Origin of the sequence: Aliifodinibius sp. S!AR15-10 (assembly GCF_031569985.1) — a bacterium.
In the GTDB taxonomy this organism is placed as follows: domain Bacteria; phylum Bacteroidota; class Rhodothermia; order Balneolales; family Balneolaceae; genus JAMQKA01.
The window spans coordinates 158,830-172,269 of the sequence record NZ_JAMQKA010000003.1 but is presented as its reverse complement, the minus strand read 5'-3'; the positions used below and the strand labels follow the sequence as shown (position 1 = coordinate 172,269).

Here is a 13,440-nt window from a genome sequence, read left to right as displayed (position 1 = left end):
CCTCAGCCTGCACCGAATATCCTCCAGAAGGCCCTGAAGTATTTACTTGTAAGCTTGACCTCCGAGTTATCGATGTCCGGTGTTATATTAACGTCATCAATACTGGTTTGGGGAACCGGTTCCAGCCAGACTGTTTGCCAGATTCCTGTGGCCGGGGTATACATGATTCCGCCCGGGTTCAAGCTCTGTTTACCGCGTGGAAATCCCGCGTGGTCAGTGGGATCAAGACCCGAACCGTCACCTGCTGCTCACCACTGCCGGATAACTCGGATGTAATATCAAAGCTAAACGGGTTGTATCCCCCTTGGTGCGTACCTACATATTCTCCATTGATAAAGACTTCTGCTTCATAATCCACGGCGCCGAAATTCAACAACACCCTATCGCCCGCCCAATCATTGGGAACTGTGAATGTACGGCGATATAGAATGCACTCGTGATGCTCCATAATCCCTGAAACTGCCAAAGGCCGTTTAAATTAAGCCACTTTTCCCGCACCATCTGTGGGCGGGGATATTCGGGCAGTACATTTTCATGGTCCAGATCATCCGCAAAGACACTCATTAAGGGTGCCTGTTTAGGCTCCCATGTTTGTGAAAAAACTACGAGTGGTAGAAATAAAAAATAGGCTAAAAAGAGTAGTCTTTTGAAAGGTGTCATTGGTGATAGGGATAAATATTGATGCTTGATGAGACCCAAAGGATCAGGTCTTCAGGTCTCATGCAAGACTTCTTACATCATCGAAAATGAGGTTATTCTTATGCAAGCCTTCCTAATGAATTCTGAAATTGGCTTGTCTAATCAGATGACTTAGTTCTCTTCGTTAATTCTTTTTATCAGTTCAATTTCAGTGGTATCGAAGGCAGACCCGTCGCGACGAAAGATATCATGAAACCAAACATCCGGTTCTGAAGCTTTAAGATGATCTTCCCAAGGGTATACTTCTCGCACCTCTTCTCTCCACCGTTGATAAAATCCTTCACCGTAGCCTCTGGGAGAATCCCACGAATAGATGGTTTGCGTTTTCCCGCTAACCAGGCCCCAGTTGATGGCACCGATGTTCTGCTCGGCAAAATACGGGAAGTGCGTCTGGAACTTGCTGCCATTGGTGCGAGCCATGTACTCGGTACAGATCATCGGGCGATTATGCTCGCTTTGGAGGCGTTCAACGACCTCTTTGGTTTGATCGATCGGATTGTAGTCATGGAATGTGATGATATCGGAATTGGCGGCTGAAAATTCGTTGAGTTCATCAAAACTGTCATTCCAAATCCACATGCCAATCGTTAACGGTTGGGTAGGATTTACATCACGGGCCCACTGCGTGACATTCTTCAGCAACGGAAGTGAGCTTGCCGGTGGATTCTTTCCGTTCCCTGGTTCGTTATACAGATCCCACATCAGCACGCGATCATCACCGTCAAAGTGGCTGATCAGATCCTGTGTATATGCTTTAAGCACTGGATAGAGTGCCTCATCTAGCCGCTGATCATGCCCCGGGCTTTCTACCCATGCACTGTTATGCACCCCGGGAATAGGGTCAGGCTGTTCCCCCAGGTTTGGGTCGTTTCCCCATACGTCATCAAACAGCACAAACATAATTTTGATGCCGTGACTGTCGGCGATCTCCAGGAACTGCTCCATCCGGTTTTTAAGGCCCTCCGGGCTACGTGCCCACACCAGGTAATGCAGGTATACCCGCATAGTGTTGAAACCGATATCTTCTGCCCACCCTAGCTCACGGTCAATGGTTTCAGGATCAAAACTGAAATCCTGCCACATCTCAATCTGGTTGATCGAAGTACTGGGATTAAAATTGGCCCCGGAGATCCAGTCGTGTTGGGCATACCAATCATTGGCTTTCTCCACTGACCATACATCACCGATCACCTCTTGGGCCGAGGCTGTATTCAGTGAGTAAAACACCGGCACCATTAACAACAAGAATCCAATTTTCTTCATCTTTTGATAAAACATAGTGATTTGATAATGATTTGAGATTGATACCTTTGTTTATCCAGAAAATCTTATAGATCAGTAGCGGTAAATTCGCGATTCAGTGAGGCTGGAACTCCAAAATCCGGGAGCCCCTCCTTTGTCCAGGTAAATGGTTGAATCCGGGTACTTCTTCCCCTGCAGGCACCGTTTGCTTCCTTCTTCGCATGATACACAATCCAATCTGTACCCTTATCATTGGTCACAAAGCTGCAGTGGCCCGGACCATAAACGCTATTCTCTTCTGATGTCTGCAACACCGGCTCTGGAAGTTTACTCCATGAGGTAGGATCCATTAAATCGGAATCGCTGGAAGCCACCAACATTCCCAAAGCGTAGTAATCATCCCAGCAGGCGCTGGCAGAATATACAATCCCAAGTTTGCCCTGTTTTAATTCCAGGAACTGGGGAGCTTCACAGATCGCACGATCTTCATATTTTTCCCACTCATAGGTTGGACTTGCAATGATAGACTCTTCCCCTTCCAGGGTCCATGGATTTTTCATTTTAGATATATTCAGCACACTTTCTCCATCCTTATAAGCGGAATACAGGTAGTACCGAGTTCCTCCAAATTCAAATACCGATCCATCCAGCCCGCTGTATTCAGTTTCAATAGCACCTCTATCAATCCAATCGCCGGTCAGAGGGTTTGAGGAGTTGTTCTCTAGCACAAACACTTGCCTATTGGCATCGGTGGGAGCTTCTTTGTCCACTGCGGTGTAGTAGATATACCACTTGCCATCCAGGAAATGGATTTCTGGCGCCCAGATGTTACTGCTGTTTGGGCCGCTATCCGGCGGTGTCCAAACCGTTTTTTGCTCGCCGTCAGAAATCCCAGGCAGCGATTTTGAACGCCAAAGCGTCAACCGATCCCCACGCGTTGCCATATAGTAATAATAGCCGTCGGTGTGCTTGTATACCCATGGATCAGCCCCATTTTCCATAATCGGATTAGTAAAAGTGCTTTCGCTTTGGGTAGTGGCTGCGGATTTAGTTTCTTCCCGGGTAGACTTGCCACAACCGCCCATTGCCAGCCATAAACAAGCCAACGCCACGTAAAAAAGAATTTTCGGTTTATACATATCTGTCGAAATTATTCACACTGTCCTGATGGGACGGGAATAGGCGTGCCCGGCCTCACCGGTGTACCAAAATCAGGCGACCCGTCTTCATTCCACCCAAAAGGTTGCATGCGGATATCGCGATCCCATCCAGGTTCGGTCGATTTCTTAGAGTGGTATAATATCCAGTGTTCGGTGCCGTCAGGTGATGTTGTAAAACTGGCATGGCCGACTCCGTGGATATTCTCATTCCCTTGGAAGACCGGGCCTTTCTTAGTCCAGTTTTCAGGATTCATTGGGTCGGCATCCGGACCGCTAAGCCGCAACTGCCCCAGCCGGTAATACTCCAGCCATGATTCTCGCGTAGAATAGATCACAAATATAACATCTCCATTTTTCAACACTTCCGCCCCCTCGTTTATCCCGAACTCAACCTCATTACCAGTCTCCCACGGTTCCTCAGGTGATGAGATAAGTACACGGTTTGAGCTGACCGTCCAGGGATTTTCCATCTCAGCGATGTAGAGGTGCTGAGTTGTGGCGTCGTCATTTCGATTCTGCTTCCAGCCCGACCAAATCCCATATAATTGATCTCCCACTTGTAAAGGAGTCAAGTCAATCGACCAGGTATTATTAGCTTTTGATGTGATACGGTCGCCGGTATAAAGCTGCCCTTTATCAACGAAGGAATCTTGTGGATCCTGGCTCGTTCCCTGTAAAACACCCGAACGCTGATCAATAAAGGGTGGGCCGGTTTCTCCTGCGGTGTAATAGACATACCAATTGCCATTGAGGTAATGAAGCTCCGGGGCCCACAGGTGCGAGCTATTCCATCCCTCAGTAGGCTGTTGCCATACCAGCTGCCAGTTTTTGGGATCCGTGAGCTTCTCGGTCTTTGCAATATGAATTCCTCCATTGCGTGATTCGCAAAAGTAGTAGTACCCATCTTTTTTAATCACCCAGGGATCAGCCCCGTCCATAACGGGATTGGTAAAGGTGGAGTCACAAGTGACAAAAGCTTCCGTTTGTGTGTTATCGGACTCTCCTTCCTGTTTGGCCCCTGTACAACTACTTAGCAATAAAACTATGCTCGCAAAGAAGATTGAGAATAGTGAACTCATAAAATCATCTTTCAAAAATTGAAATACTTTCATAGACCTCCGTCCTGCACTTTCCATTTTGACTATGGCTCCACTATAAGCGTACCCTGCATGCTTCTCCAGTGACCCGGAATGGTGCAGACAAAACGATATTCTCCTGGTTCAGAAGGCACTTCGAAGACCAACTCTGCCGATTCACCAGGCTGAATGATCGCTGTACTTGCCACTACATCAGGGGAGTCAGGAACGTAGTTTTGATCTCGTCCCTGCGAGGAGGTCGTCATTTTATCGGCCATCGTTCCGATCTCCTGGAGCGAGCCCGGTGTGATGAACAACAGGTTGTGTTCCATATTCCCGGTATTGTTGAACGTGACCCGGATGGTCTGCCCCGCCTTGGCCCGCAACTCTTCTTTATCAAACTTAAGCACATTTGGAGTTACGCCGAGCTCCAACACCGCATCCACATCTTCTTCCGGCAATTCTTCTGATTGGCCGGAGCTGGCACTGGCCTGGAATCCGGGATTATCTTCAGCAACCAACTTGATGATGTTATTCAAGGTACTGGCCGGATCGACTTCTGCGTTATCTGACATAGCCTCAGAAAGCGTGCCTGCTTCATTTGCCGAGTTTAAAAAGCCATCACTATGGACCGATGCCGCCAAGGCTCCTGCTTCTCGCACCCAGCGGTCAGTTATATTGTCTTCTGAGCTCAACAGGTCATATATAGCTTCTCCTACTAATTCACTTTCCGGCATTTCGGAAAGAGCAATCAGGGCATCGCGCCGTACCTTTAGATCCTCATCGTCTAATACGCCACTATCCAGTATAACTTGCAGTGAAGACCCATTGGTTGGTAACACTTTAACAGCATTTTTACGAACACCGGCGGAGGGATGCGCCAGGGCATTTTCTATCGCGGAGAGTGCGTCCTGGTTACTGCCATCAAGTGCTCCCAGACCGTGCAACGTCCACATGGCGTGGATTGCACCGGGGCTCATCCCAATCCCATCCACAGATTCATCATTCACCAGTTCAATCAGTTGCGGGATAGCAGATGAATGATCACCATCAACCAGCAGGCGCTGGGCATGTTTGCGCCACAGCATGTTGTCATGACTCAGCGTCTGAACCAGCTTCTCTGGTGAAGCGTTGGCAAGGTTCAGGTTACCATCCGGAGCGCCCTCTTTATAAACGACCCGGTAAATTCGACCGTGTGTGCGATCTCGCAGCGGGTTCGCGTATGCGTTCCCCGGCGTAGGCTCCTGCCGGTCACTCTCGGCATTGTGCTGATTTATATAGTTGTACCAGTCAGCAATCCACACATTGCCATCCGGACCGACCTCGGCGGCTACCGGTGAAAACCATTCGTCATCACTGGCCACCAGGTTCCGTGGATTGCTGGCGGTGTAGCTGGATCCATTCTCTTCAAAAATAAATTCACCGACGGCCTGCATAGTTGCTTCAGTCACGAACGCCCGCTTATTCCAGTATTTTTGGGGATAGTTCCTAGCGGTATAAAATTCGTGGCCTGCTCCGGCGGTGTAGGCTCCAACCCAATCCACTTGACGGAAAAGGTTCGTCAATGTTACTATCCTTGCCGTATTCGTCAGGCGCTCAGTAAGAGGGTCATCGAGGCCTGAGAGTTTATCATAATGAACCTGCGAAAACGGGCTGTAGGTACTCGGGTTTCCATTTGCCGTAGAAGTAAATGCTTCACCCGATTCGGTAAAGCCAAAGCCCCAGGTATTGTTGTTGGTGCGATGTACAAAATCCAGTTCGGAGCCATCCTTTTTAAAACGGTAGGTGCCCATTCTGAATTCGTGCTTTTCTCCTCCGACCGTACCTTCAAAACCCGAGTATCCAAGTGTGCCCCAGATCCAGTTGTCGAGTCCGTAACTTAAATTGTTGGGCCCGGCATGCGTGTCGTACTGGCTCCAGCCTTCGAATAGCACTTTCCGCACATCGGCTTTGTCGTCGCCATCAGTATCTTTCAAGAAGAGGGTTTGCGGAGCCTGTTGTACAATGACGCCACCATTGGCAAACGTAAGGCTGGTAGGGATATTCATACTGTCGGCGAACTCAGTAAATTTATCCGCCTTGCCGTCATCATCAGTATCTTCGAGAATCATGATACGATCTTTACCACCACCATCAGGCCAAAAATCCCGTGGATACGGATACTCAATCGATTCAATCAGCCACAGGCGCCCCTGCTCATCCCAGTTCATGGCAATCGGGTTCACAATTTCAGGTTCCGAAGCGAACAGCTCTACATGGAAGCCGGGCGGTGTAATCATTCGCTTAATGACCGTATCAGGATGCACGGCTTTCTGCTGCTTGTAATACATCGGGTAGTTTGAGCCTCGATCCATGGGACCGACCTCCTCTTCGTATCGCACACGCTCCTCATGTGGAGGAGGAAACGGAACATCCAGCACCACATATTCGAACGGATTTTGGATCTTTCGCGAAGCCAATGCCTGTTGTACATCTTGCCCTGCAGCCCAGCGAATGCCGCGCTCCAACAGGTCGTGGAAGCCTTCATTGCGCCAAGTTCTGTTGTCATGTCCCCATGCGGTATAAAAGACCCGTCCCTCGCCCTGGGTTCGTACCCAGGTCCACGGCTCGTCATCCCGATAACTCAACACCGTCCTGTTTTCGGGATTATGCTTTTGATGGACATAGGTCTCATCCCAGCTTTCAAACCCTTCAAAACCCTGCATGACCGGGTGATCGGGCTCGGCAATGCGGGTGGTGAAAGTTCCAGTACCGTGACTCTCAAACGCGGCGCCGACCAGGTTTATAAAAGCTTCGGAGTTCCGGAAATTGCCGGAAGCCGAGTGAATGGGAATAAAGCCTCCGCCCTGTTCCACGTAGTTTACCAGCGCCTGTTCTTTATCTTTGGGGAGCTCTTGGTATGAAGGCGGATGGTAGTTGGCATACAGGAGAACGGCGTCGTACTTCTTCAGGTTTTCCAGCTCGAGCTCGTTGATATCTCCCGAATAAAAGATGTCGATGCCGCGATCAAGCATCGGCCGGGCGATATCCCGAAGCCGCTCGACCGGGTTGTGATGACCGTCATCCCCTAGAAATAGCACTTTGAGATGCGGGTCTCGTTCTGAAGTGTTCTCCTCTGTGGGTCCACACGCCGATAACACCAAAAGAAGTGCAACAAGCATACTGAGACCACTGCCTATTTTATGCTTCAACATATCTACCTGTGATTAATTGAGTTATAAACCTTCTGAAATTTTTAATACCAAGAGCCCCAAAAAAGACTACAGGCTCAACTCTTTAAATGTTCGGGCTTGTTTCTCGATAGCCGCTTCTGCCGCAAGCCGCTCAATACTAGATGCGCCAAAAAAGCCGGCAGTTCCTTCTGTGTGATCAAAGATATACTGGGCATCCTCCGGTTCAGCAATCGGTCCACCGTGGCAAAGGACAATAACGTCGTCGCGTACCTCTTTGGCGGCATCATGCATCTCCTGGATCCGTTTGGCTGACTCCTCGAGCGACGGCGCCACATCGGAACTCACCCCGATTGAACCTTTGACCGTAGTATTCATGTGAGTTACGATCATATCGGCCCCGGCTTCAGTCATTTTTACGGCCTGTTCCACATCAAAAACATAGGGACAGGTCAGCATTTCCATCTCGTGTGCAGTGCGTACCATCTCGATTTCCAGGTCAAAGCTCATCCCGGTTTCCTCCAATATCTGACGGAAATTGCCATCAATGACTCCAACGGTGGGGAAGTTCTGGATCCCGTCAAAGCCCATCTCTTTGAGCTCTTTCAGAAATACCGGCATCATGCGGAAGGGATCGGTTCCGTTTACACCGGCAAGTACGGGCGTATCTTCCACCACGGGAAGAACTTCGCCCGCCATGTCAACAACTATTTCATTGGCGTCGCCGTATGCAAGGATTCCGGCAGCACTTCCCCGGCCCGCCATGCGATAGCGACCAGAGTTGTAAATGATGATAATGTCAACGCCGCCTTTTTCAGCAAATTTGGCGGAGATTCCGGTTCCGGCTCCGGCACCGATGATCGGCTTATTCTGCTCTACCTGTGAGTGAAGGCGATTCAAACATTCTTCGTAAGGAATAAAGGGCATAATGTATGTGGATTTAGTGTAGTATTTCTTGGTTCAGTTTATTCTAAATATTTTAGTACCTGTTGTGCAACTGCGGCAGCAAAGTCCGTATCATTTATGTGCAGATCAAATTCTTTGATTGTGACGTTGGGTCCCGCATGCTTCTTAAGTGACTCAAACAACGCCTGGTCAGCTTCCAGATCATAAAACGGTTCACCTTCCTTGTCGATCTTGCTTACTCCTCTCAAAGGAAGCATCAACGCCGTTGGAGAGGAAGAAAGATTTAACTTTTCGGCAATCCGTTTTCCAATCTCCTTACATTCAGCGGGGTTCGTCCGCATTAACGTTACATTTGAAGTGTGATGGTGTAAATTCCGAGATCTGAACTTTTCCGGGACGGTATCGAGCGCGTGAAAATTGACCATATCGAGAGCGCCGCATGACACCACTTGCGGAATACCCATATCGGCCGCAGCTTCCAACCGATCGTCGCCTGCCGACAGGACGCCCCCCACAACTTCATCACACCATTCCGTTGTAGTTATATCAACCACACCACTAATATGTCCCTCTCGCACCATCGCTTCCAGGGTACGTCCACCGGTACCTGTCGCATGGAAAACAACAACTTCATACCCGGCCTTTTCCAACTGCTCACGAACCGCTGTGACACAGGGCGTGGTAACACCAAACATGGAGGCCGCAAGCAGAGGTTTATCCTCATCTGCGACTTTCTCCTGGTTTACCATTCCACAAACAGCACCGGCTGCATTGTTCAAAATCTTCCTTGAAATACGATTCAATCCCGAGATATCAGCCACTGAGTACATAAACGTGATGTCGCTGATATCCACATAGGAGCTGACGTCGCCTGAGGCTACCGATGAAACCATCACTTTGGGGACCCCAAGTGGGAGTTCCCGCATCGCTGCCGTAGCCATGGCCGTTCCGCTGCCGCCGCCGAGGCTCAGAACGCCATCAAATGCGCCCTCTTCATAAAGCCGGGGCGTCAGTTTTTGGATGCCGTTGCTCATCACCTCGAAACTTTCGGTGCGGTCGGCTGAAGCCCGGAGTTTTGAAAGGGAACTGCCGCCCGCTTTAGCCACTTCTTCAGCACCAATCTCAGGATCAAACGGGGGATCACCTAAAATGCCGATATCCATCATCAAAACGTCATGACCATTCGCCTCAATCAAATCGCGAACAAAGGCGAACTCCTCCGCCTTGGTGTCGAAAGTGCCAATAAGAAGAATTGTTGCCGACATTTTAAATCGGTTAAATTATTAAAATTATGTGCCTCATTTTTATAAGCTTGCGTTACGCAAAGAATACACAAAGGGTCTCAAAGTCCGTATCAACCAATCAGCTACCTCAGTTTGCACCATGGTTCTTCGTCGCTCACATCTACCATTCCTGATCCTTCCAGGTCTTTGGCCGGAGAAAGAATAGCAAGGAAAACCAGTGGCTCGTCCCCCGCATTAAAGGTCGCATGTACCATCTTTTTAGGAATAAAAACGGCCTCGTCCTTTTCAAGTATTTTCGATTCCTCTTCCAGCCACTGTTCCGCTTTTCCCGATAGGACATATATGATTTCATCCATATTCGGGTGGTGATGAAACGGGTGCCCGTTCCCTGCTTCCACCTCTACCCTGACGGTGAGGAGTTGGTCGCTGCCGGTGGTTTCCGGCGATGATAACCAGTGATGAATGCCCCTTGGTAGATTTTCAGTGGGCACTGTCTCCTTAGTCAAAAAGTGCTTTTCATTTTCTGCCATTTCTTTATCGCTATTTTAAACTATCCGATGTTTCTGATTTCGTTATTTAGTTTCTAATGGCTCTTCCACCTCTTGTTTTTCGAGTCGCACGGCTTGGTATCCACCTTTCTTTTTGTCATTGATAAATAAAATGAGGAATACAATCGCCACTAAAAAACCGACCGGTCCGATCCAGTAGAAAGACATCCTTCCGCCGTAATTATCAGCCGGACGCAAAACAGCTGAGGCGGTGGTAATCAGCTCTTCTTCCTGGCTGACGCCGCTGTCAACAATGGCCCGAAGCGCATTACCGGTACTAGTGCCGTCAAAAGCATTATTTCCGCGGTAATATTCTAACGCATTTTGCGTATGATTCAGGGCATTTTGTACATCAACAGCCCGGTATCCCAGATCTGCGAGAGCTTCCATATTCCCGGAAACTGCTTCCGCCTGTTCAACATAAGACGGATACCGCTGCTCAACCTGTTCCAATACTGAAATTGTTTGCTGCTTGTCAAGTCCATCGGGAAGATAGCTGTCGGCAATTTCCCCCATAATAGCGTTGGATCCACCCGCAGCCAGAAACCCCATCCCGATCATCAGCACGATTCCAAGCGAACCCGCTTTGGGGAAACGTTCGCTCATCAGGCCAACCATGGTGGGGAAATAAAACGCCACGCCACAGGCAAAGACGGTACCGGCCAGCATGAGTGGTACCAGTCCACTTTCGATGAAGGCAAACATGAGCAGTCCACTGCCTGTAAGGACAGAGGCACCGAGCAGCATGCCGGTAGGTGAAAATTTTTCGACAAACGGGGCTGCAAACATGCGGAGCACCATCATTAGTCCACTAATCCAAACAAATACCAGCATTCCGTGTACACCGGCCGCCTGGAGCACTTCCGGAATCCAGCGGCTTGGGCCCATTTCAATAGACAAAGTAACCATTTTAAGCAGAATTAAACCAATAACGAGCGGATGGGTGAATGTATATTTTACAACCTCCATAAATGGAATTCCAGCTTCCTCGGTCTCAGATTTGGGAAACTTTTCCGGTAAAATCATGGCCCCATAAGCGAAAATGGGTATATAGATGATCGCAATTTGCAGGGTCCAGTGCCCGATATTAACCGGTCCGATAACACCGATTTGCGTCATTACCCAGCCCAGGAGCCCACCAAACACCATACCGCCCGGGAAAAATGCGTGGAAGTGGTTTAGTTTTGTCGTTTTATTCTTGGGATACAGGGAAGTAACCATCGGATTTCCAGCAACTTCGATCATGCCATTTCCGGCACCGAAACCGATGGCTCCCAGGAACAGGATCCAAAATGCGTATGGCTCTCCGGCAAATGGATAGGCCGCCAGGAACAGGGTGACTCCTGCCAGGTGTCCCACAAACGCACCCTGTGTAGCTCGTTTAAATCCAATTTTTTCCAGGAATGGTCCGACTGTTAGTAGTGAGACCGCCATCCCCCAAAGTGCCGCACCACCAATGTAACCAACCTGGCCATTGGTAAGAATAAACTCTGTTTTAAGCTGATTTAGAATATTGCTAACCAATACAAAAGAAAAAGCCGTGGGAAGCAACGCCAGGCAGATTCCCCAAAAGAGACGTTCCCGGTTTACAGTGTTGGATGCATTACCTTCAGTCATTTATAGTTTCTACCCCCAATTTAATACTCAGTGAATTATCCCTGTGATTAGTTGTTGGCGTTGAGCCATTCAATGCTATTTTTCAAAATGGTACGATAAGCGTAGTGATAGTGCGCTTTTGCATCATGTCCCAGCGTAATCGCTACAATTCGCCCATCTCCATGCTTTAGTGTCCAGGCAATGGGATATTCTTCCCCATTTCCAGGCACAATACCCTTCGCCAGCACATTGATCTCTTTGGCGGAATCATCAGGCTGGAAATGGTACAGCTCATCTACAATGCTAAATGAACTAGGTACCGATTTCATGATGGGATGGTCAGTTGCTACGACCTCAACTTCAAATTCACCATATTCTTCATGACTCCTCGTACCACCTCCGACCAATTCCCGGTTGTATTCCGGCCAGTCGCTCCAATTGTACCAAGTAGGGGCGTGAACCAGCAACAATCCGTTACCCGATTCCACAAAATTAAACATCGAATTCCTAAATTCTTTCGTATTAGGAAGAGGTTGGTTGTTGCTCAAATAAAGTATATCGAGCTGAGGCAACAGCGGCCCGACATTCTCCGGTTGATCTGTATAGCGTACAAAAGCCCCTGTTTCTGCAATAATCTTGGAATCCTCGAGGTTAAACCAGCGGTCAAAATCGTGAGCACTGCCTCCTCCAACAATTAGCACATTACTTGTGGAGCTCGTTTGTCCCATTACTGGAATTGCTATAAATCCAATTATTACAATGGGCAGAACATATCTTTGAATCGGTTTGAGTATAGAATTAAATGACATTGTTACCCTTTTTTATAGTTGTATCATTGAAATATTGCACCCTTGAAATGTGTGGGTATCTATTTTATACATCATTTTTTATTGAAAGCCCAAATCGAAGTTGTAAATAACTGTTGGGCAAGAATAATAGTGGGGAATGATCATTCCCCACTATAGAAGGGGGAGGGTTCTATGCTTGGAGTCTATGTGACTCCAGCAAGCTCGTTAATAACTCGGAAAATCGTAATTCGATTGTAAATCTTGAATCTATCATTTCACCCGCCCCCAGGTATATTAATTTATCTGCATTTTCTGTATCTGTGAAAAGATCATGTCCTCCACGGCAGTGGTTTTTACCCCTACCCGAGCAAAAACATAATCCTGTGTCGGCGTCATAGCGGGCACATCCACACTCAGGTTGATGTCGCTCATATCGTTGATGTCTCCACTGTTCATGGTCGTTGTGCCGATACTGGTGCGCGTATCTACATAGTTTGTTTTGCTTACATAAAGTTGTACAAACTCAACATTTTGCGCATTTGCACCGGTTACGATTTGCTCGACGGCAAAGTTCGCTGACACAGTTCGACCCGAAGTAGAAAATTCTGGATTTCGAATCATAAAATAGGGTGTAATCTGGATATCCAGCTTTTGATCACCCTTCAATTGAACTTGCAGGGTATCGGACCCACCTTCTCCTATGCCACTACCGATGAAGGGACCCTGCCCCGGTGGAATCACCAGCCGGTATTCCCCATCGAACAGCACAGCTGAATAGGAACCGTTTTGGTCAACTGTAACGTTGATCGGCGATTCCGCGCCAAAGCCTCCCTGCCACAATTCAAATGTTACGTTGTTATAGCTCACCCGCACAGAATCTCCGTTATGGAGAAAAGCGCCTTCCAGTGTGGATTCCGGCTCGTCGTAGTTGTCGTAGTTATTGAGGCTACATGCCGTAAACAGAACCACCGGCAGTAACCATACTATGTGTTGAATCTTCATTGTTATCAC

12 protein-coding genes are annotated in these 13,440 nt (G+C 48.4%); all 12 read right to left on the bottom strand.

Going from position 1 to position 13,440, the window contains the following annotated elements:
* Positions 1–2 precede the first annotated feature (2 nt).
* On the bottom strand, positions 3–164 hold the full coding sequence (locus tag NC796_RS03595) for a hypothetical protein (RefSeq protein WP_310682210.1): 162 nt from the start codon (positions 162–164) through the stop codon (positions 3–5).
* Between the two features lie 14 nt (positions 165–178).
* Positions 179–448, bottom strand: a complete 270-nt coding sequence (locus tag NC796_RS03590) for a sugar-binding domain-containing protein (RefSeq protein ID WP_310682208.1) — start codon at positions 446–448, stop codon at positions 179–181.
* Positions 449–810: 362 nt separating this feature from the next.
* Positions 811–1,977 (bottom strand): cellulase family glycosylhydrolase, encoded by a 1,167-nt coding sequence (locus NC796_RS03585; protein WP_310682206.1) that lies wholly within the window; start codon positions 1,975–1,977, stop codon positions 811–813.
* A 50-nt stretch (positions 1,978–2,027) separates the two neighbouring features.
* The gene (locus NC796_RS03580; RefSeq protein WP_310682204.1) at positions 2,028–3,080 is read right to left on the bottom strand and encodes a glycoside hydrolase family 43 protein; all 1,053 of its coding nucleotides are present in this window, start codon (positions 3,078–3,080) and stop codon (positions 2,028–2,030) included.
* 11 nt (positions 3,081–3,091) lie between these two features.
* Positions 3,092–4,180: a glycoside hydrolase family 43 protein gene (locus tag NC796_RS03575; protein ID WP_310682203.1), complete on the bottom strand. Its 1,089-nt coding sequence runs from the start codon at positions 4,178–4,180 to the stop codon at positions 3,092–3,094.
* A gap of 62 nt (positions 4,181–4,242) precedes the next feature.
* Positions 4,243–7,371, bottom strand: a complete 3,129-nt coding sequence (locus tag NC796_RS03570) for a PVC-type heme-binding CxxCH protein (RefSeq protein WP_310682202.1) — start codon at positions 7,369–7,371, stop codon at positions 4,243–4,245.
* 66 nt (positions 7,372–7,437) lie between these two features.
* Positions 7,438–8,274, bottom strand: coding sequence for a phosphoenolpyruvate hydrolase family protein (locus NC796_RS03565; protein WP_310682201.1), 837 nt, complete (start codon positions 8,272–8,274; stop codon positions 7,438–7,440).
* Positions 8,275–8,312: 38 nt separating this feature from the next.
* Positions 8,313–9,518, bottom strand: coding sequence for a Tm-1-like ATP-binding domain-containing protein (locus NC796_RS03560; protein WP_310682200.1), 1,206 nt, complete (start codon positions 9,516–9,518; stop codon positions 8,313–8,315).
* 101 nt (positions 9,519–9,619) lie between these two features.
* Complete coding sequence (locus tag NC796_RS03555) at positions 9,620–10,027, bottom strand: cupin domain-containing protein (protein ID WP_310682199.1); 408 nt, start codon at positions 10,025–10,027, stop codon at positions 9,620–9,622.
* Between the two features lie 42 nt (positions 10,028–10,069).
* Positions 10,070–11,662, bottom strand: a complete 1,593-nt coding sequence (locus NC796_RS03550; protein WP_310682198.1) for an MFS transporter — start codon at positions 11,660–11,662, stop codon at positions 10,070–10,072.
* A 47-nt stretch (positions 11,663–11,709) separates the two neighbouring features.
* Positions 11,710–12,450: a ThuA domain-containing protein gene (locus tag NC796_RS03545; RefSeq protein ID WP_310682197.1), complete on the bottom strand. Its 741-nt coding sequence runs from the start codon at positions 12,448–12,450 to the stop codon at positions 11,710–11,712.
* A 273-nt stretch (positions 12,451–12,723) separates the two neighbouring features.
* Positions 12,724–13,431, bottom strand: coding sequence for a DUF3823 domain-containing protein (locus NC796_RS03540; RefSeq protein WP_310682195.1), 708 nt, complete (start codon positions 13,429–13,431; stop codon positions 12,724–12,726).
* Positions 13,432–13,440: the final 9 nt, after the last annotated feature.